Consider the following 19,272-nt stretch of genomic DNA (forward strand, 5'->3'; position numbering starts at 1 on the left):
GGGCGCGCGGCGGCTCGGGGAAGGCGGTGGGGGAGGTAGCGTTCCGCGACGTGATCGCAGCCGTCGGACTCGTCGTCGGGATCGTCGCGGGTGTGCTCCTGCACCCCGAGGTCCCGGTGTCCCTGCAGCCCTACCTGCCGATCGCCGTGGTCGCCGCGCTCGACGCGGTGTTCGGCGGTCTGCGGGCGGTGCTCGACGGGATCTTCGACGACAAGGTGTTCGTCGTCTCCTTCCTGTCCAACGCCGTCGTCGCGGCCCTCATCGTCTACCTCGGCGACCAGCTCGGCGTCGGCTCGCAGCTGTCCACGGGGGTCGTCGTCGTGCTCGGGGTGCGCATCTTCTCCAACGCCGCCGCCATCCGCCGGCACCTGCTGAACGCGTGAGCGAGCCCGCGGCCACGCGCCGCTCGCCGTGGCGACGGTTGTGGCGCGCGGGTCGGCCCCGCGCCACGCGCGCCCAGGTCCTGGCGGGGATCCTCTGCGCCGCGCTCGGTTTCGGATTCGTGGTGCAGGTGCGTCAGACGAGCACCTCGGGTCTGAGCGACCTGCGCGAGACCGACCTGGTCCGGATCCTGGACGACACCACCGAACGGGGGGACCGCCTGCAGGAGGAGCTCGACAGCCTCCAGGCGACCCGGCGTCAGCTCACCGAGGGGTCCGACTCCGCCCAGGCCGCCGCCCAGGCCGCCGAGCAGCGGGCCCAGGAGTACGGGCTGCTGGCCGGGACGCTGCCCGCGCACGGGCCCGGGATCGTCGCCACCATCACCGACCCCGACGCCGCCGTGCGCTCGACCAACCTCATCCAGTTCGTCCAGGAGCTGCGCGACGCCGGCGCCGAGGCGATCCAGATCGGCAGCACCCGCGTGGTGGCCGAGACCGCCTTCACCGACACCACCGGAGCCGTCCTGGTCGACGGGGCGACCGAGCGCGCGCCCTACGTCGTGAGCGTGATCGGTGACCCGGACACCCTCTCCACCGCCCTCGACATCCCGGGCGGGGTGCGCGAGACGCTGCGCTCCGCCGGGGCGGACCTCGAGGTCCGCAACGCCGCCGGTGCCGACGGGGTGCAGGTGGACGCCTTGCACGCCGTCTCCGCGCCTCAGTACGCTCGCCCGGCGTCACCGGAACCCTCCGCCAGCACCGGCTGAGTCCCCGTCCGGCCGTCCCCACCAGAGGAGTCAGTTCCAGCATGTCGAACGTCCCCGCCGACCTCCGCTACACCAGCGAGCACGAATGGGTGCGCGTCGAGGCGGACGGCACCGTCCGGGTCGGCATCACCGACCACGCCCAGGACGCCCTCGGGGACGTCGTGTACGTCTCGCTGCCCGCCGAGGGCGAGACCGTCGCCGCCGGTGGCGCCTGCGGTGAGGTCGAGTCGACCAAGAGCGTCAGCGAGATCACCGCGCCCGTGTCCGGCACCGTCTCGGGGCACAACCCGGGGCTGGAGACGCGTCCCGACCTGGTGAACACCGACCCCTACGGCGACGGCTGGATGTTCACCATCACGCCGAGCGACGTGGCGCAGGTCGAGGGCCTCCTCGACGCGGAGGCCTACACCGCCCACGCGGGCTGAGCGCTCCGCCACCCGTGTCGACCCGGTGACCTGACCTGCCGGGTCGGCACGGCTAGGGTGATCCTGGAAGTTCCAAGCGTGACCGCCCGCGTGCAGGGAGTTGCCTGCCCCCGGGAGTCACGTGTTCTGCCAGCGTGAGAGGTGGTGTCGATGTCTGCGTCGGGCACGTCGTCGGACGACGGGTTGGCTGCGTCGGACGACGGGTTGGCTGCGTCGTCGACCGACGGGGCGGGTGCGTCCTCGGAGGGCGGGACGACCCCTGCGGCGACCCCCCGGGGTGGCGCGGCCGAGCGACCGGTGGATTCCACCATGTCCTTCGCCGGTCTGGTCGTCCCCGAGGTCCACGAGTCCGCGGAACGCGGTCTCACCAGTGACGACCAGGAGGCCATCGACGCCCTGCCGGCCGGATCGGCGCTGCTCGTCGTGCGGCGCGGTCCCAACGCGGGGTCCCGGTTCCTCCTGGACGCCGAGCGGACCTCCGCGGGCCGCCACCAGACCAGCGACATCTTCCTGGACGACGTGACGGTCTCGCGCAAGCACGCGGAGTTCCTCCGCGCGCCCGACCCGGCGAGGGGTCCGGGGTTCCGGGTGCGTGACGTCGGCAGTCTCAACGGCACCTACGTCAACCGCGAGCGCATCGACGACGTGGTCCTGGCCGCCGGCGACGAGGTGCAGATCGGCAAGTACCGGATGGACTTCCACTCCAGCCCGCGAGGGGAGCAGTGAGCGCTGCCGGGGCGCGGTCCCTGGACCCGAGCCTGCCCAGGATGACGATCGGCGAGGTCCTCGCGATCCTGACGCCGGACTTCCCCGACGTCAGCATCTCCAAGATCCGCTTCCTCGAGGAGCAGGGCCTCGTCGAACCGGGCCGGACCCCCGCGGGGTACCGCAAGTTCTCCTCCGACGACGTCGACCGGTTGCGGTACGTGCTCTCCGCCCAGCGCGACCACTACCTGCCGCTGAAGGTCATCCGGGAGAACCTCGAGGCCATGGACCGCGGCCTCGAGCCGCCGGAACAGCCCGGGGCGGCACCGCGCGTCCCCGAGGTCGTCGCGGCGGGCAGCGTCCCGGGGGCCGACCGGTTCGACGGCCACGCCGCCAACCTCCGGCTGACCCGGCTGGAGATCCTGCGCGAGTCCGGCGTCGACGCCGAGCTCCTCGACGCGCTCGAGGGGTTCGGCGTCCTCTCGCCCGCTCCCGGGGGCCCGTGGTACGACGGTGAGGCCCTGGAGGTGCTGCGCGCCGCGGCCTCGCTGGCGGCGCACGGCATCGAGGCCCGGCACCTGCGGATGTTCCGCACCGCCGCCGACCGTGAGATCGCTCTCGCGGAACAGGTCGCCGCGCCGCTGCAGCGCCTCGGGCAGCGAGGCGGTGGGGAGTCCGTCGACCGCGCCGACCAGGTCGTGCGGGAGATCGCAGCGGCCTGCCTGCGGCTGCACACCGCGCTCGTGGCCGGCGCGCTCGGCCGCGGCGCGCGCTGAGCCGACGCCGGGGTACGGTGATCGGGTGCGCGCGCTCGATGTCATCGGCGTCAGAGTCGAGATGCCTTCCAACAACCCGATCGTGCTGCTGCGCGAACGGGACGGCGACCGGTACCTGCCCATCTGGATCGGGGCCCCCGAGGCGAGTGCCATCGCCTTCGCCCAGCAGGGTGTGGTCCCGCCCCGTCCGCTGACCCACGACCTGCTCAAGGACGTCATCGAGGCCGTCGGCCGACGTCTGGAAGAGGTCCGGATCGTGGCGGTCAAGGACAACGTCTACTTCGCGGAACTCGTCTTCGACGGTGGCCTCACGGTCAGCTCGCGGACGTCCGACGCGATCGCCCTCGCCCTGCGCGTGGGCTGCCCCATCGTGAGCGCCGACCAGGTGCTCGACTCCGGGGGCGTCCCGGTGCCGGACGAGGACGAGGACGAGGTGGAGAAGTTCCGCGAGTTCCTCGACCACATCTCGCCCGAGGACTTCGAAGCCGATTCGGGCGAGGCCTGAACCGGTTCTCCCGGGTCACGGAAAGGTCACGGTCTGCGGCGCGCCGCGCGCCTCGTTGACGCTCCGGGGGTGCTCTTCTACGGTCAGTATGCAGAACGCTTCCGGTCGGTCCTCGACGGGTGGCGATGACGAGGAGGCCGGCGTGAGCAGTGGCGATGCAGTCGCAGGGTCGTCGCGGAAGTCGACCCCGCCAGTTCGTGCGCAGGGTCTGCTGTTCGCCGAGGACCTCCCCGACCTGGACGAAGAGGTCGGCTACCGCGGTCAGACGGCCTGCAAGGCGGCCGGCATCACCTACCGCCAGCTCGACTACTGGGCCCGCACCGGCCTGGTCGAACCGGGTGTGCGCGGTGCCTCCGGCTCCGGCTCGCAGCGGCTCTACGGGTTCCGCGACATCCTGGTCCTGAAGGTCGTGAAGCGACTCCTGGACACCGGGGTCTCGCTGCACCAGATCCGCTCGGCGGTCACCCACCTGCGCGAGCGCGGTGTCGACGACCTCGCCCAGATCACCCTCATGTCCGACGGCGCCAGCGTCTACGAGTGCACCTCGGCCGATGAAGTGATAGATCTCGTCCAAGGCGGTCAAGGCGTCTTCGGCATCGCCGTGGGCCGCGTCTGGCGCGAGGTCGAGGGGGAGCTGGCCTCGCTGCCGAGCGAACGTCCCGCCGACCGCGAGCCCGGTCAGACCGCCATGGTCTTGGCCGACGAGCTGTCCAAGCGTCGCGCCGCTCGCGAAGCCGGCTAGCCCCACCCCACGCACGACGAGAAGCCGCGATCCCGCTGGATTTCCAGCGGGATCGCGGCTTCTCGTCGTGCGTGGGGTGGGGGACTAGTCGAGGAGCTCGGCGCGGGGGAGGGCCTGCAGGGCGAAGGGGTCGGTCACCCAGTCGTGGGCGTCGGGCAGCCAGTGCACCGCGGCCAGCAAAGAGTCGGCCCAGGTGCTCAGCAGCTCGTCGAGACCGACGCGCCAGGAGTGCTGGTAGCCCTCGCCGTCCTCGGCCAGCACGATCTGCTCGACGACGGAGCGGCTGGAGCCCAGGCGCACGGCGATGAGTTCCTCGTCGCGGGCGAAGAGGGGCAGCAGGGCCGGCGGGGCGGTGAGGCCGGGACCCTGGCCGCTCGCGCGACGCACCGCCTCCTCCAGGGTCAACGGGACCCAGCCACCGGGCCCCACCGTCGGAGCACTCGTGCGGAAGGTGGTGCGGACGGGATCGACACCGTCGACCGCGCGCCACCAGGCCCGGGCACCGCGGGGGATCAGCAGGCCCATCTGGCGTTCCACCGCGTCGAGGTGAGCCTCGCTGACCCCGGGGCGCAGGTGGCTGGCGATGTCCGCCCCGCAACGCGTCCACTGGGCGCGCAACCGCGTGACGATGCCGGTGATCCGGTCGGCCTCCGGGTCCGGAGCGGGCACGTGCGGCGCTGCGGTCGGAACCACCGCTCCGCGGACGGCGCGCACCACGCGGAGACGGTCGAGGGGTGTGTTGGGCGTCACGGAACCTCCTAGGGCCCGCGAAGAGCGCGGGGAAGAACGGGCGGCACCTGCGGGGACGAACCCGGGTAGACCGACTTGTTGGAACCTAGGCGTTCGTCGGCGTTCCCGCACCTCGGACGGGGCACGACCCCGTCCGGTTCCCTACGTCGTGCGGAGGATCCGGTCCAGCACCGCGTCGAACTGCTCCGCGACGGTCTTCGCCGCCTTGGCCCGCAACGAGTGCAGCGGAACCCCCGCTCCCTGCGACTGCGGCACGGCCACCCGGTCCGGCAGCGGTTCCAGCACCAGGTCGCCGAACATGGCCTGCAGTTCCTCGTAGCGGAAGCGTTGTTCCCCCGAGCGCTGGGTGTAGCGGTTGACCAGGACCCCGACGACCTCCGGGGAGCTGCGCAGGGCACGGACCTCCCGGATCGTGCGGTCGACCGCCGCCACGGAGAACCGGCTGGCGTCGGAGACCACGAGCACGGCGTCCGCCGCGCGCCACGCTGAACGCGTCAGCCCGTTGAGCGAGGGCGGGGTGTCCAGCAGGGCGAGGTCGTGGTCGTCGAGCTTGCCCAGGGCCCGGCGCAGCGACTTCAGCGTCTCCTCGTCGGCCTCGGGGGTGTCCAGACCCGCGGAGGCCGCGGAACCGGTGAGGACGTCGAGCAGTCCCGGGTGGTCGTCGACCCACCCGCTGGGCGCGACGGCGTCCTCGGCGACGCGACGTCTCGGGGTGCGCAGCACGGCGGCGACGTCGTGGTCGCGGTGGGCGCTGACGTCGAGGCCGGACGTGGCGTCCGCCTGCGGGTCGAGGTCGACGACGAGGGTGCTGGTCCCGCGGTGGAGGGCGGCCGAGGCCAGCCCGAGGACGACGGACGTCTTGCCGACCCCACCCTTGGCACTGCAGACGGCGAGGGTGATCACGGCGGTCAACCTATCTTCCCGGGATCCGGGATCCCGTCCCGTAGGATGCGGGCAGGCCGTTCAGCTCGTGTGGGAGAGACCCTGGTCGGGGAAGAGTCCGACCGCGGCGCCGAAGGGGCAACATCCCCGGAACCTCTCAGGCGGAAGGACCACGCGAGATCAGGCCGCTCTGAAGCACGTCCGCGCCTGCGCGGGTGGGTGACAGACGGGGAGGTACCTGCCCTCAGCGACCTCCGGAGCGTCCCATGACCTCGCCCACGCCCGTCCGCAGCGACCTGCCGGAGTTCTCCCCGGAGCTCGCGGCCCTGCCGTTCAGCGCCCGCCACATCGGCCCCGACGCCGCCGACGTCGCCCGGATGCTCGAGGTCGTCGGCCTCTCCTCCACGGAGGAGCTCGTCGACCGCGCCGTCCCCGCCGGCATCCGCGACGGCGTGCTCGACCTGCCCGAAGCGCTCGACGAGACCGCCGTGACCGCCGCGCTGCGCGCGCTCGCCGGACGCAACCGCGTCGTGCCGTCGATGATCGGCCTCGGCTACTTCGGCACCCGCACCCCGGCCGTCGTGCGCCGCAACGTCCTCGAGGACCCCTCCTGGTACACGGCGTACACGCCCTACCAGCCCGAGATCTCGCAGGGCCGCCTCGAGGCGCTGCTGAACTTCCAGACCGCCGTCACCGACCTCACCGCGCTCGACGTGGCCAACGCCTCCCTGCTCGACGAGGCGACCGCCGCGGCCGAGGCCATGACCCTGGCCCGCCGGACCTCCAAGGCCCCCGCCGGGGCCGTGTTCGCCGTCGACGCCGACGTGCTCCCGCAGACCCTCGCCGTGCTGCGCACCCGCGCCGTGCCGCTGGGCGTCGAGCTCGTGAGCGTCGACCTCGACGCCGCCGACCCGCTGGCCGTGGTGGGCGAGCGCGGGGTGTTCGGGGTGCTCCTGCAGTACCCGGGGACCTCCGGCCGGGTCCGCGACCTCGCCGCCGTCGTCGCCGACGCCCACGCCCGCGGCGCGATCGCGATCACCGCGGCCGACCTGCTGGCGCTGACGCTGCTCGTCGCGCCGGGGGAGTTCGGCGCCGACGTCGCCGTCGGTTCCAGCCAGCGCTTCGGCGTCCCGATGGGTGCGGGTGGCCCGCACGCCGCCTACATGGCCGTCCGCAAGGGCCTCGAACGCTCCCTCCCCGGACGCCTCGTCGGCGTCTCCGTCGACGCCGACGGCAACCGCGCGTACCGCCTCGCCCTGCAGACCCGCGAACAGCACATCCGCCGGGACAAGGCGACCTCCAACATCTGCACCGCGCAGGTCCTGCTGGCCGTCATGGCCGGCTGCTACGCCGTCTGGCACGGGCCCGACGGCCTGCGCGCCATCGCCTCCCAGGTCGCCCGCCGCGCCGCGGCGCTCGCCGACGCGCTGCGCACCGGCGGCGTCGAGGTCGTCCACGAGGCGTTCTTCGACACCGTCCTGGCCCGCGTGCCCGGCCGCGCGCAGGCCGTGGTCGCGGCCGCGCTCGAGGCGGGGGTGAACCTGCGCCTCGTCGACGCCGACCACGTCGGGCTGACCGTCGACGAGACCACCTCCGAGGCGCACGTCGCCGCGGCCCTGACCGGTTTCGGCCTGACCCCGACGGAGGCGACCGCCGACCCCGCGCTGCCGTCCGCGTTGCGCCGCGGGTCGGAGTTCCTGACGCACCCGGTCTTCAGCCGGCACCGCTCCGAGACGGCGATGCTGCGCTACCTGCGCACCCTCTCCGACGCCGACTACGCCCTCGACCGCGGGGCGATCCCGCTGGGCTCCTGCACGATGAAGCTCAACGCGACCACCGAACTCGAGCCGATCTCCTGGCCCGAGTTCGCCGACCTGCACCCCTACGCCCCGGCCGACCAGCTCGCCGGCACCGCCGAACTCGCCGCCGACCTCGAAGGCTGGCTCGCCGAGGTCACCGGCTACGACGCCGTCTCGTTGCAGCCCAACGCCGGATCCCAGGGCGAGTTCGCCGGACTCCTGGCCATCCGCGCCTACCACCTCGCCCAGGGCCACGGTGAGCGCACCATCTGCCTCATCCCCTCCTCCGCCCACGGCACCAACGCCGCCAGCGCCGTGATGGCCGGGCTGAAGGTCGTCGTCGTGCGCTGCGACGACGCGGGCAACGTCGACCTCGACGACCTGCGTACCAAGGTCGCCGAGCACGCCGACGACCTCGCCGCGCTGATGGTGACCTACCCCTCGACCCACGGCGTCTACGAGGAGTCCATCCGCGAGGTCTGCGGGCTCGTCCACGACGCCGGCGGCCAGGTCTACGTCGACGGCGCGAACCTCAACGCCCTCGTCGGCCTCGCCCGGCCCGGCAAGTTCGGGGCCGACGTCTCCCACCTGAACCTGCACAAGACGTTCTGCATCCCCCACGGTGGCGGCGGCCCCGGCGTCGGACCCGTCGCGGTCCGCTCCCACCTCGCCCCGTTCCTGCCCTCCACCGCCCCCGACGGCGACGGGGTCGGGATGGTCTCCGCCGCCCCGTACGGTTCCGCCGGGATCCTGCCCATCCCGTGGGCCTACCTGCGGCTCATGGGCCCCGACGGGCTGCGCGCCGCGACCGTCCAGGCCGTGCTCTCCGCCAACTACGTCGCCACCCGGCTGCAGGAGGCCTTCCCCGTCCTCTACCGCGGCCCCGGCGGGCTCGTCGCCCACGAGTGCATCCTCGACCTGCGCCCGATGACCAAGGCCACCGGCGTGACCGTCGACGACGTCGCCAAGCGCCTCATCGACCACGGGTTCCACGCCCCGACGATGTCGTTCCCCGTCGTCGGGACCCTCATGGTGGAACCCACCGAGAGCGAGGACCTCGCCGAACTCGACCGGTTCTGCGACGCGATGCTCGCCATCGCCGCCGAGGTCCAGGAGATCGCCGACGGGCGTTGGGCCGTCGAGGAGTCCCCGCTGCGCCACGCCCCGCACACCGCGGTGTCCCTCGTCGGGGAGTGGAACCACCCCTACTCCCGCGAGGAAGCGGTGTACCCGAACGGGATGAACCCCCGCTCGAAGTACTGGCCCCCCGTCCGCCGCATCGACGGAGCCGCCGGCGACCGGAACCTCGTCTGCTCCTGCCCGCCGCTCTCGGAGTACTGAGTTCGTTCTCAGGCCCGCGTGGTCGGGGCGGGCGTCCGGGGTGGGGTAGGCGCGCCGGATTCCAGCGCTGCGCGCTGGCTCCATCCGTTCGCGCTGGTGGGTGCACCACCTCGCGCGGGTGCACCGGCGCTCACTTCGGACATCCGGCGGACGTACCCCGCCCGGACCGCCCTCCGTGCACCACGCGCGGTGTGTCTCGAGATCGGTAGGTGACGCGGTGGGGTGGTTGCCGACGTTCCTGGTCGAGCACTCCGCGCTGGTGCCGCTCGGGGTGCTGGTCGTCGTGGTGGGGTCCGCCGCGTCGGGGTGGGTGGGCCGGAGGAGCCCACGCGTGCTGGGTTGGTTGGTCGGCCTCGCGTTGCTGGGGGTCCTGACGGTCACCCTGGCGCCGGACGACCGGGGGCGGGTGCACGGGGTCACGTGCGAGGTGGGGATCGACTTCCCGTCGTGGGGGAGCAGCGAACTGCTGGCCAACGTCGCCCTGTTCGTCCCGGTGACGGTGTTAGCGGTGGTGCGGTTCCGGCGCCCGGTCTTCGTCGGCCTCGGCGGGATCGTGCTGTCCGCGGCGATCGAGGGCACCCAGGCGCTCGCCGTCGTCCTCGGCCGCTCCTGCACCACCAGCGACTGGGCCATGAACACCGCCGGCACGGTGCTGGGCGTCGGAGTCGGAGCAGCCCTCCTCGTGCTGGACCGCACCCACGCGGGTCGTGCAGGGGCCGCGCCCAGGTGACGCTGAAGGGTCGCCAGGGGGTGCTCCCGCCGGATGTCCGAAGTGAGCGCCGATGCAGTCGCCCGACCTGGTGCACCCGCTCGCGCGAACGGAGTATCCGGCGGGAGCACCGCCTGACGACCCGGACGAGAACCTGCCCCCGGGTCCCAGCTCAGCACCACGGAGGGTTGGTAGGGTCCCCGGCGAGGGGGTGATCACGATGGAGTTCCTGGACGCGTTGCTGGACCGCAGCTGGTTGCTGTGGGTCGCAGCGGCCCTGGTCCTGGGGATCCTCGAGATCACCGCCATCGACCTGGTCTTCGCGATGCTCGCGGGCGGGGCGGTGGCGGGGGCGATCGCCGACGCGGTGGGGCTGTCGTTCGTCCCGCAGGTCCTCATCGCGGCCGTCGTGGCCGGGTTGCTGCTGGCGACCATCCGGCCCGTCCTGCTGCGCCGCCTGCGGATGCCGCCCACCGGGACGACCGGCTCGGCCGCCCTCGTCGGGCGCTCGGCGATCGTCCTCGAACCGGTCACCCTCCGCGGGGGCCTGGTGAAACTCGTCGGGGAGACGTGGTCGGCGCGGTCGACCGGTCCGACGTTCGCCGCGGGTGACGACGTCGTCGTCACCGCGATCGACGGGGCCACCGCGGTCGTGGGGCCGCTCGCACCACTCAGCACCACCGAGGAGAACTGATGGACAACGTCGTCACCCTTGTCGTGCTCGCGCTCGTCGTCGTGTTCGTGGTGACGGTGATCGCCCGCACGATCCGGATCGTCCCGCAGGCCACGGCCGTCATCGTCGAACGGCTCGGCCGGTACTCGCGGACGCTGGAGGCGGGGCTGAACATCCTGGTTCCCTTCATCGACAAGGTGCGGGCCAACGTCGACCTGCGTGAGCAGGTCGTCTCGTTCCCGCCGCAGCCGGTCATCACCTCCGACAACCTCGTCGTGAGCATCGACACCGTCATCTACTACCAGCCGACCGACCCGAAGTCCGCGACGTACGAGATCGCGAACTACATCCAGGGCATCGAGCAGCTCACCGTCACCACGCTGCGCAACGTCATCGGTTCTCTCGACCTCGAGCAGACCCTGACGAGCCGCGACCAGATCAACGGTCAGCTGCGCGGGGTCCTCGACGAGGCGACGGGTCGGTGGGGGATCCGCGTGAACCGCGTGGAGCTCAAGGCGATCGACCCGCCGGCCAGCGTGCAGGACTCGATGGAGAAGCAGATGCGCGCCGAACGGGACAAGCGCGCCGCGATCCTCACGGCCGAGGGTTTCAAGCAGTCGCAGATCCTGACGGCCGAGGGCGAGAAGCAGTCCTCGATCCTGCGGGCCGAGGGTTCCGCCCAGGCTGCGATCCTCGAGTCGCAGGGGCAGGCGAAGGCGATCACCCAGGTGTTCGACGCCATCCACCGCGGCGACCCGGATCCGAAGCTGCTGGCCTACCAGTACCTGCAGATGCTGCCGAAGATCGCCGAGGGCAGCTCGAACAAGCTGTGGATCGTGCCGAGCGAGCTGAACGATGCCCTCAAGGGTTTCGGGAACATGTTCACCGCCCACGGGGGTGACTCCTCGGGTTCCGACGGGTCCACCGGGGCCCGGGCGCCCCGCCCCGCCGCCCCGGAGCCGACGACGGGTTTCGACGAGGTCGTCCTCGAGGACCCCGCGCAGGCGTTGAAGCGGGCCCGCGAGGAGGCCGCGGGGGCGGCCCGCGACGCCGAGGGCGTCACCCGGGAGACGCACCTCCCGGGGGACTGACGGGTCCGGCCCCGCTTCGGCGTGCCGAGCGGGCGCCGCTCTCCCAGAGTGGACGCGTGGACGTCGCCGCGCAGGAACTGCCCGACCGCTCGCCGGACACCCGGCGGTGGTTGTTCGCCGACCAGCTCGGCCCGCACTTCCTCGACGCCCCGGGGCAACCGGTGCTGCTCGTCGAGTCCACCGAGGTGTTCCGGCGTGCCCGCTACCACCGGCGCAAGGCCCACCTCATCCTCTCCGCGTTGCGGCACCGCGCCGCGGAACTCGGCGACCAGGCGGTGTTCATCCGGTCGGGGACCTACCGCGACGGGCTCGCGGCGTCGGGGGAGCCGGTGAGCGTCTGCGACCCCACGTCCTACCGTTCCCGCCGCTTCGTCCGGCGGGTGCCCGACCTCGAGGTGCTCGCATCCCGGGGTTTCGTGGTCTCCGAGCGGCAGTTCGCCGGGTGGGCCGACCGGCGGGGCGGGAAGCGACTCCTCATGGAGGACTTCTACCGCGACGTCCGTCGCCAGCACGGGTTGTTGATGGACGGTGCCGAACCGGTCGGCGGTTCGTGGAACTACGACCACGACAACCGCGAGGCGCCGCCGAAGCAGGCGACGCTCGACGTCCGCGAACCCTGGTGGCCCCCGGAGGACGCGATCGACGACGAGGTGCGCGCCGACCTCGACCGGATGGTGCGCGACGAGGGCGTCGAGTTCAGCGGCAACGACGGGCCGCGCCGGTTCGCGGTGACCCGCCGGGAGGCGCTGAGCGCGCTCCGCCGGTTCCTGTCCGAGCGGTTGGAGCAGTTCGGCGTCTACGAGGACGCCATGCTCACGGCCGATCCGTGGATGGCGCACTCGATGCTCTCCGTCCCGCTGAACCTCGGCCTGCTCGACCCGGTCGAGGTGGCCCGCCGGGCGGAGGAGCACGGCCGTGAGCACCGGGTCCGGCTGGCCTCGGTCGAGGGTTTCGTGCGTCAGGTCGTGGGCTGGCGCTCCTACACCTGGCACCTGTACTGGCACCTGGGGGAGGACTACAAGGGCCGCAACGCGATGGGGGCGACGTCGCCGCTCCCGGACTGGTTCGCCGACCTCGACGCCGACGCGGTGGAGGCGAACTGCCTGCACCACGTCCTGGCCGGCGTCCGCGACGAGGGCTGGACCCACCACATCCCGCGGCTCATGGTGCTGGGCAACTGGGGTCTGCAGCGCGGCTACCGGCCGGCGGAACTCGCTGACTGGTTCTGGCGGAACTTCGTCGACGGTTACGACTGGGTCATGACGACGAACGTCGTCGGGATGTCCCAGCACGCCGACCACGGTGTCCTCGCCACCAAGCCGTACGCCTCGGGCGGCGCGTACATCGACCGGATGAGCGACTTCTGCGGTGGTTGTCGCTACGATCCCAAGGTCCGGGTGGGCGAGGACGCCTGCCCGTTCACCGCGGGGTACTGGAACTTCCTGGCCGGCCACCGGGAGGAACTGGGAGGCAACCGGCGCATGTCCCGGGCACTGGGGGGCCTGGACCGGTTGCGGGACCTCGACGGTGTGCTCCACCAGGAGGCCGAGAGAGGTAGTGGTCCACCGTGACCGACGTCCAGCGAGCGACGGAACTGCTGGGGAAGTCCTCCTACGTGCTCCTCACCACGTCCCGGCGTGACGGGCGCCTCGTGCCGACGCCGGTGTGGGCGGCGCCGTACGGCGACGGTCGCCTCGTCCTGGTCACCCAGGACACCACGGGGAAGGTCAAGCGCCTGCGCCGGGAACCTCAGGTGCTCCTCGCTCCCTGCAGCAACCGCGGGAAACCCTACGGCCGTCCGGTGCGCGGCACGGCGGACGTGCTCGGGCCGGAGGAACTGCCCGAGGTGGAGAGGGTCCTCGCGGCCAAGTACGGCCTGCAGTTCCAGCTGTTCGCCCGGGTCGAAGGGTTCGTGCAGCGCCGCGGACGCCTGCAGGGCGATCGGGTCGGGGTCGTCCTCACCGTCACCGACTGACCTTCGGCGCCGCGCTCGGTCCTTCCCCGACCACCGATCAGGCGCGGAGGTCGAGCTCGAAGCAGACGTCGTCACCGAGGAGGTGACGACGGGCGGGTGGACGCAGGCAGTCGGTGAGGGGTTCGACGTCGGGCAACGAGATCCCCCGCCGACCGCCGCGGCCGACGACGAGCGGGGCGACCGTGAGGTAGAGCCGGTCGACCAACCCGGCCGCGACCCAGTCGCTGACCGTGGCTCCGCCGCCCTCGACGAGGATCCGGCGCAACCCCCGCTCCCGCAGGGTCTTGAGGACGGTCCGGGGCGAACGGGCCTGCTCGCCGACCAGGTGGACCGTGACGGGGTCCCGCAGGACCCCGCGGTCGAGCAGGGTTCCGCGCGGGTCGAGGACGACCCGCACCGGGTTCGGCCCCTCGACGGCCCGCACGGTCAGCTGCGGGTCGTCGGTGCGGACGGTGCCGGGCCCGACGACGACGGCGTCGACCAGTGCGCGCAGCCGGTGCAGGTGCTCGCGGTCGGCCTCGCCCGTGACGAAGTGCGAGTCGCCCGAGGCCGTCGCGATGCAGCCGTCGAGGCTCTGCCCGAGCTGGGCGACGACCCCGGTGCGCCCCGCGAGCAGCAGCGGCGCGTAGCGGTCGACGAGGTCGCCGCCGGAGCGTTCCTGCAGCCCCGCCCCGACGAGGACCTGGTCGTCCTCGCGCGCCAGGCGCAGCAGGGTGTCCCAGTCGCCGAGGCGGACCGGGGCGTCGATGCTCACCGGGTCAGCTCACACCGGGGAGGCGGTGGCCCATCCGGTCGCGCTTGGTCCGCAGGTACCGGACGTTGTCGAGGGTCTGGGCGACGGGCAGGTCCCGTCGGCGCAGGACCGGCACGCCGTGGGTCTCCAGCGCCGCGACCTTCACCGGGTTGTGGGTCATCAGCTCCACGTCGCGGACGCCGAGGTCGCGCAGGACGGCGACGGCCCCGGAGTAGTCGCGGGAGTCGACGGGCAGACCGAGGTCGAGGTTGGCCTCGACCGTGTCGCGACCCTGCTCCTGCAACGCGTAGGCCGCGATCTTCTCGGCCAGCCCGATGCCGCGCCCCTCCTGACCACGCAGGTAGAGCACGACCCCGCGGCCCTCCGCGGTGACGGCCTCCAACGCGGCGTGCAGCTGCGGACCGCAGTCGCACCGCAGCGAGCCGAGCACGTCGCCCGTCAGGCACTCCGAGTGCATCCGGACGAGGACGTCGTGCCCGTCCCCGATCTCGCCCGCGACGAGCGCGAGGTGCTCGATCCCGTCGGCCTGGCGGTAGGCGACGGCCCGGAACGTGCCGAAGGTCGTGGGTAGTCGTGCTTCGGAGATCCGCGTCACCGGCAGTGCGTGGTCGTCCTCCGCCAGCAGCTCGTGGCTCGACTCCCGGGTGTACGTCACGTCCTCGTCCCTCTCCTCAGGCGACGGTGGCGACACGCACCTGGCGCTTCACCCGCGCCAGCATCCCCGTCATCCCCCGCATGCGCAGCGGACTGACGGCTCGGTCGAGCCCCAACCGGGAACACACGTCACCCGGCAGGTCGAGCACCACCGCCGCGGGCAGGCCGTCCAGACCTTCCTGCAGCACCCCCGCGAAACCGCGCGTGGTCGGCGCCTCGGGTGGCGCCGAGACGTGCAGGTGCACGGCGTCGGCGTCGTCGACCTCGACGGTGATGAAGACGGGGGACTGGCACTCGTCCACCCGCTCCATCTTCTCGAGGTGCCCCTCGAACTGCGGCGGCAGCGGCTTCAGGCCCTGGCTGAACTCGAGCAGCAGTTGCAGCCGCTCGCGATCGGGCAGCGCCTGGAAGTCCTCGACGATCTCGGCCATCGGGGCCGGCAGCCCTGCGGTCGGGTCATCGCTGAGGTCATCGCCCGACGCGTCGGTGGTCACTGGGCCGAACCCTTGTCGGACCCCTTGGCGATCGGGACGCGCACGGCGTTGCCCCACTCCGTCCAGGACCCGTCGTAGTTGCGGACCTGACCGAAACCGAGCAGCTGGGAGAGCACGAACCAGGTGTGGCTCGAGCGTTCCCCGATGCGGCAGTAGGCGATCACGTCGTCCTCGGGGGAGAGGCCCTTCTCGTCCTGGTAGATCGCGGAGAGTTCCTCCCGGGAGCGGAAGGTGCCGTCCTCGGCCGCGGCGCGGGCCCACGGGACGCTGTCGGCGCCGGGGATGTGGCCGCCGCGGACGGTGCCCTCCTCGGGGTAGTCCGGCATGTGCGTGCGTTCGCCCGTGTACTCCTGCGGGGACCGCACGTCGACCAGCTTGCCGCCGCTGCCGGTGCGGATGTGCGCGAGCACGTCCTCCTTGAAGGCGCGGATCGAGGTGTCCTCGCGTTCGACGACGGGGTAGTCCGCCGCGGGACGCGCGGGGGCCTCGGTCGTCATCTCCCGGCCCTCGGCGACCCACTTCGCGCGGCCGCCGTCGAGCAGGCGGACGTCGGGGTGGCCGAAGAGGGTGAAGACCCACAGCGCGTACGCGGCCCACCAGTTGTTCTTGTCGCCGTAGATCACGACGGTGTCCTCACGGCGGACACCCTTGGCCGACATCAGGGCGGCGAAGCCGGCGCCGTCGACGTAGTCGCGGGTCACGGAGTCGTTGAGCTCGGTGTGCCAGTCGACCTTCACCGACCCGGGCACGTGCCCGGTGTCCCAGAGCAGGACGTCCTCGTCGCTCTCGACGACGACGAGGCCCGGCTCACCGAGGTGCTGCGCCAGCCAACCCGTCGTCACGAGCTTCTCGGGGTGGGCGTAGGCGGCGAGCTTCTCGTCGGTGTCCAGGGGCAGCGTGCTCACGGTGGTTCCTCCAGCGGTCGTCGTCCTTGCAGCAACGTCCCGGCGCGGTCCGTCGTTCCCAGCCGTGGTCGTTCCCGCTGGCCGCGATCCTGCCAGACCCCACCGCCGCCCCCACCGACCGCTCACTACTGTGGAGCACTGTGACCGGCTCTCAGATGCGTCTGGACTCCCTGGCAGACCGCAACCCGCGGGTACCCCCGCAGCAGCTGGTCGCGGAGCTGGTGCCGCCGCCGCGCTTCGCCGACGTCCGCTTCGCCAGCTACGTCCCCGCCCCCGAGCACCCCAGCCAGGCCGAGGCCGTCGCCGGGATGAGCGCGTTCGGGGAGCGCGTCCTCGCGGGCGGAGCGCCGGCGAAGGGTCTGGCGGGCCTCTTCAAGCGCAAGGCCGCGCCGAGCGGTGCGCCGGGGATGTACCTCGACGGTGGCTTCGGGGTCGGCAAGACCCACCTGCTGTCCTCGCTGTACCACCAGGTCGTCACCGAGGGTGGCCGCACCGCCGCCTACGGCACCTTCGTCGAGTACACCAACCTCGTCGGTGCGCTGGGCTTCCTGCCCGCCGTCGAGGCGCTCGCGCCGAACGCCCTGGTCTGCATCGACGAGTTCGAGCTCGACGACCCGGGTGACACCGTCCTGATGTCGCGGTTGATGCGCGAACTCGTCGACCGCGGGGTGAAGCTGGCGGCGACGTCGAACACGCTGCCGGGGGCCCTGGGCGAGGGGCGCTTCGCCGCGCAGGACTTCCAGCGCGAGATCCAGGCCCTGGCCGGGCAGTTCGACGTGCAGCGCGTCGACGGCGAGGACTACCGCCACCGCGGCTTGCAGCCCGCGCCCGCGCCGCTGTCCGACGAGGACGTCGAACGCGCCGCCGCCGCCCGCCCGGGCGCGACGTTCGACGACTTCACGACCGTGCTGACCCACCTGGCCCAGGTCCACCCCAGCCGCTACGGCGCGATGGTCGGCCAGACCACGGCGGTCTGCCTCCGCGGGGTCAGCACCGTCACCGACCAGATGGTGGGTCTGCGCCTCGTCGTCCTCGCCGACCGGCTCTACGACCGGGACATCCCCGTCGTCGCGTCCGGAGTCCCCTTCGACGCCGTGTTCACCGACGAGCTGATCAACGGCGGGTACCGCAAGAAGTACCTGCGCGCGGTGTCGCGGTTGTCAGCCCTCGCGCGTGAGGGTGCGGCGCCGGCCTGAGCGGCGCCACCACACCAGCGCGACCGCCCACACGAGCAGGAACAGCCCGGCGACGGCGTACCCGACGTACTCCGTGTCGAGGTCGGAGATCCACGTCGCGGCGCCGCCGAGACCGAGTTCGTCGTGCAGGACCGACACCAGCTGGATGGTGCCTATGACCAGCGCGACGACCACCGAGACCCCCGTCACCACGCCGTTGTAGGTCAAGCGCCGCAACGGGTTCGCCAGGGCCCAGTCGTAGGCGAGGTTCATGAAGGCGCCGTCGAGGGTGTCGAACAGGCTCATGCCCGCGGCGAAGAGGACCGGGAGCACGAGGACCGCGTACCAGGGCAGGGTCACGGCCGCCGTCCCGGCGAGCACGAGGAGCGCGACCTCCGTCGCCGTGTCGAAACCCAGACCCATGAGCAACCCGGCGGGGTAGATCTGGCGGGGGGAGCGGATCCTCGCGGTGAAACCCCGCAGCAACCGGGCCACCGCACCGTCGAGGGCGAGCCGCTGGTGCAGGGCCGCGTCGTCGAGCTCCCCGCGACGGCGCATCCGGGCCGTGCGCAGGATCCCGACCAGTGCGGCGAGGTTCACCAGCCCGATGACCCAGAGGAAGATCCCCGCGGCGCTCGTGCCGAACACCCCGAGGGCGTCGTGCGCCGTGCTGCCCTCGGTGACGAGACCGGAGGCGAACCTCGCGCCCGTGGCCACGACGACGGCCATCGCGAACACGACGCTGGAGTGGCCCAGGGAGAACCAGAAACCCACCGACAGCGGACGCTGGCCGTCCCCCGTGAGCTTGCGCGTGGTTCCGTCGATGACGGCGATGTGGTCGGCGTCGAAGGCGTGCCGCACCCCGAACACGTAGGCCGTCAGCCCCAGCCCCCAGCCGAAGACCTGCTCGCCCACGGAGAACTCGTGCGGCACGACGAGGAGACCCAGGACACCCCACCCGAGCACGTGCAACCCCGCGACGACGGCCAGCAGACGCAGCAGGCATCGGGTGTCGAGGCCGCTCCAGGAGCGGCCGGCGGCGCGGGACGGCTCGGACAGGACGGACACGCTCACTCCTCGCTTGTTGCAAGTCACTGGCAACAAGCGGGGAGCCTAACGCGTCAGTCCCACTCGGTGGGCAGCGACGGGTCGCGGTGGTGGGCCATCATCCGTTCCAGCTCCCAGCGGTTGATGCGCCGCTGCGAGAGTTCCGGCAACTCGTCCAGGCCGAACCAGCCGACGTCCAGGGTCTCGAGCTCGCTCGCCGCGACGCGGTCCCCGGAGACGGTGCAGAGGAAGTACAGGTGGAAGACGCTCACCGGCATCGGTGGCTGCTTGCCGCGGGCGTCCCGTTCCCAGACGCCCACGACCTTGACCACCTCGACGGGGTAGCCCGTCTCCTCCAGCACCTCGCGGACCGCCGCCTGGGCCGGGCGGTCACCCGGGTCCGCCCAGCCCCCCGGCATCGACCAGAGCCCGTCGCTGCGCTCGCGCAGCAGCAGGAACCGGCCCTGGTCGTCGATGACCCCCGCCCGGACGTCGACCTTGGGCGTCGCGTAGCCCACGTCGGTGTCCAGGAGCGCCCGCAGGACGTCGCGGGGAGAGGTGGAGACCGCGGCCAGCAGATCCGCCGCGAGCTCGGTCAGCTCCCGGTAGCGGGCCGCGTCGTAGTCCTTGGCGGGGTCGCCGAGCGCGAAGGTCAACCCGTCCTGAGCCAGGGCCGCGATGCGGACGGCGGCCGTGCGGACCAGGTCGGCGGGTTCGCTCACC

The 19,272-nt window shown here is 72.4% G+C and carries 21 protein-coding genes, 1 pseudogene and 1 riboswitch; of the genes and pseudogenes, 14 read left to right on the forward strand and 8 right to left on the reverse strand.

What is annotated here, in order from left to right; all coding sequences use genetic code 11:
• Positions 1-50: 50 nt before the first annotated feature.
• The 7 genes from ACFQ46_RS00325 to ACFQ46_RS00355 all read left to right on the forward strand — a co-directional run bounded on the left by ACFQ46_RS00325 (position 51) and on the right by ACFQ46_RS00355 (position 4,300).
• Complete coding sequence (locus tag ACFQ46_RS00325; protein WP_380256086.1) at positions 51-383, forward strand: small basic family protein; 333 nt, start codon at positions 51-53, stop codon at positions 381-383.
• Positions 380-1,147, forward strand: coding sequence for a DUF881 domain-containing protein (locus tag ACFQ46_RS00330; RefSeq protein WP_380256088.1), 768 nt, complete (start codon positions 380-382; stop codon positions 1,145-1,147). Before ACFQ46_RS00325 ends, ACFQ46_RS00330 begins: the two co-directional genes overlap by 4 nt.
• 41 nt (positions 1,148-1,188) lie before the next feature.
• Complete coding sequence (gene gcvH, locus ACFQ46_RS00335) at positions 1,189-1,572, forward strand: glycine cleavage system protein GcvH (protein WP_328295814.1); 384 nt, start codon at positions 1,189-1,191, stop codon at positions 1,570-1,572.
• Between the two features lie 150 nt (positions 1,573-1,722).
• Positions 1,723-2,298 (forward strand): FHA domain-containing protein, encoded by a 576-nt coding sequence (locus tag ACFQ46_RS00340; protein ID WP_380256090.1) that lies wholly within the window; start codon positions 1,723-1,725, stop codon positions 2,296-2,298.
• Between the two features lie 41 nt (positions 2,299-2,339).
• On the forward strand, positions 2,340-3,053 hold the full coding sequence (locus ACFQ46_RS00345; protein WP_380256092.1) for a MerR family transcriptional regulator: 714 nt from the start codon (positions 2,340-2,342) through the stop codon (positions 3,051-3,053).
• Positions 3,054-3,078: 25 nt separating this feature from the next.
• Complete coding sequence (locus ACFQ46_RS00350; RefSeq protein WP_380156816.1) at positions 3,079-3,558, forward strand: bifunctional nuclease family protein; 480 nt, start codon at positions 3,079-3,081, stop codon at positions 3,556-3,558.
• A 142-nt stretch (positions 3,559-3,700) separates the two neighbouring features.
• Entirely contained in the window at positions 3,701-4,300 is a 600-nt protein-coding gene (locus ACFQ46_RS00355) for a MerR family transcriptional regulator (RefSeq protein WP_380256094.1), read from the forward strand.
• A gap of 84 nt (positions 4,301-4,384) precedes the next feature.
• On the opposite strand, the gene ACFQ46_RS00360 is transcribed toward ACFQ46_RS00355, so the two are convergent.
• Entirely contained in the window at positions 4,385-5,050 is a 666-nt protein-coding gene (locus ACFQ46_RS00360; protein WP_380256096.1) for a hypothetical protein, read from the reverse strand.
• A 141-nt stretch (positions 5,051-5,191) separates the two neighbouring features.
• The gene (locus ACFQ46_RS00365) at positions 5,192-5,953 is read right to left on the reverse strand and encodes a ParA family protein (RefSeq protein WP_380256097.1); all 762 of its coding nucleotides are present in this window, start codon (positions 5,951-5,953) and stop codon (positions 5,192-5,194) included.
• 60 nt (positions 5,954-6,013) lie between these two features.
• A riboswitch (glycine riboswitch) is annotated at positions 6,014-6,115 on the forward strand.
• Positions 6,116-6,198: 83 nt separating this feature from the next.
• Between ACFQ46_RS00365 and gcvP the strand changes: the two genes are divergently transcribed.
• The 6 genes from gcvP (at position 6,199) to ACFQ46_RS00395 (ending at position 13,520) form a co-directional block, all read left to right on the forward strand.
• Positions 6,199-9,072 carry an aminomethyl-transferring glycine dehydrogenase gene (gene gcvP / locus ACFQ46_RS00370; protein WP_380256099.1) on the forward strand — a complete coding sequence of 958 codons (2,874 nt, stop codon included), beginning with the start codon at positions 6,199-6,201 and terminating at the stop codon, positions 9,070-9,072.
• Positions 9,073-9,298: 226 nt separating this feature from the next.
• Entirely contained in the window at positions 9,299-9,802 is a 504-nt protein-coding gene (locus ACFQ46_RS00375) for a VanZ family protein (RefSeq protein ID WP_380256101.1), read from the forward strand.
• A 199-nt stretch (positions 9,803-10,001) separates the two neighbouring features.
• Complete coding sequence (locus ACFQ46_RS00380) at positions 10,002-10,475, forward strand: NfeD family protein (RefSeq protein WP_328296292.1); 474 nt, start codon at positions 10,002-10,004, stop codon at positions 10,473-10,475.
• A complete protein-coding gene (locus ACFQ46_RS00385; protein ID WP_380256104.1) occupies positions 10,475-11,545 on the forward strand; it encodes an SPFH domain-containing protein in 1,071 nt (356 codons plus the stop codon). The genes ACFQ46_RS00380 and ACFQ46_RS00385 overlap by 1 nt, the downstream gene beginning before the upstream one ends.
• A 56-nt stretch (positions 11,546-11,601) precedes the next feature.
• Positions 11,602-13,116 carry a cryptochrome/photolyase family protein gene (locus ACFQ46_RS00390; protein WP_380256106.1) on the forward strand — a complete coding sequence of 505 codons (1,515 nt, stop codon included), beginning with the start codon at positions 11,602-11,604 and terminating at the stop codon, positions 13,114-13,116.
• Positions 13,113-13,520, forward strand: coding sequence for a PPOX class F420-dependent oxidoreductase (locus ACFQ46_RS00395; RefSeq protein WP_380256108.1), 408 nt, complete (start codon positions 13,113-13,115; stop codon positions 13,518-13,520). The genes ACFQ46_RS00390 and ACFQ46_RS00395 overlap by 4 nt, the downstream gene beginning before the upstream one ends.
• 37 nt (positions 13,521-13,557) lie before the next feature.
• On the opposite strand, the gene ACFQ46_RS00400 is transcribed toward ACFQ46_RS00395, so the two are convergent.
• The 4 genes and pseudogenes from ACFQ46_RS00400 to ACFQ46_RS00415 all read right to left on the reverse strand — a co-directional run bounded on the left by ACFQ46_RS00400 (position 13,558) and on the right by ACFQ46_RS00415 (position 16,327).
• Complete coding sequence (locus ACFQ46_RS00400; protein ID WP_380256110.1) at positions 13,558-14,274, reverse strand: RibD family protein; 717 nt, start codon at positions 14,272-14,274, stop codon at positions 13,558-13,560.
• 4 nt (positions 14,275-14,278) lie between these two features.
• A pseudogene (gene ribA / locus ACFQ46_RS00405) lies at positions 14,279-14,869 on the reverse strand (GTP cyclohydrolase II); the annotation flags it as partial.
• Positions 14,870-14,945: 76 nt separating this feature from the next.
• Positions 14,946-15,359: a SufE family protein gene (locus tag ACFQ46_RS00410; RefSeq protein ID WP_380162107.1), complete on the reverse strand. Its 414-nt coding sequence runs from the start codon at positions 15,357-15,359 to the stop codon at positions 14,946-14,948.
• Positions 15,360-15,418: 59 nt separating this feature from the next.
• Positions 15,419-16,327 carry a sulfurtransferase gene (locus ACFQ46_RS00415; protein ID WP_380256112.1) on the reverse strand — a complete coding sequence of 303 codons (909 nt, stop codon included), beginning with the start codon at positions 16,325-16,327 and terminating at the stop codon, positions 15,419-15,421.
• 155 nt (positions 16,328-16,482) lie between these two features.
• Between ACFQ46_RS00415 and zapE the strand changes: the two genes are divergently transcribed.
• Positions 16,483-17,523: a cell division protein ZapE gene (gene zapE, locus ACFQ46_RS00420; RefSeq protein WP_380256780.1), complete on the forward strand. Its 1,041-nt coding sequence runs from the start codon at positions 16,483-16,485 to the stop codon at positions 17,521-17,523.
• Here zapE and ACFQ46_RS00425 read toward each other — a convergent pair.
• On the reverse strand, positions 17,488-18,570 hold the full coding sequence (locus tag ACFQ46_RS00425; RefSeq protein ID WP_380256114.1) for a HoxN/HupN/NixA family nickel/cobalt transporter: 1,083 nt from the start codon (positions 18,568-18,570) through the stop codon (positions 17,488-17,490). The two genes, zapE and ACFQ46_RS00425, sit on opposite strands and share 36 nt — an antisense overlap.
• Before the next feature lie 53 nt (positions 18,571-18,623).
• Entirely contained in the window at positions 18,624-19,271 is a 648-nt protein-coding gene (locus ACFQ46_RS00430) for an NUDIX hydrolase N-terminal domain-containing protein (RefSeq protein ID WP_380256116.1), read from the reverse strand.
• Between the last annotated feature and the right edge of the window lies 1 nt (position 19,272).

The organism is Kineococcus sp. GCM10028916 (genome assembly GCF_042674865.1).
In the GTDB taxonomy this organism is placed as follows: domain Bacteria; phylum Actinomycetota; class Actinomycetes; order Actinomycetales; family Kineococcaceae; genus Kineococcus.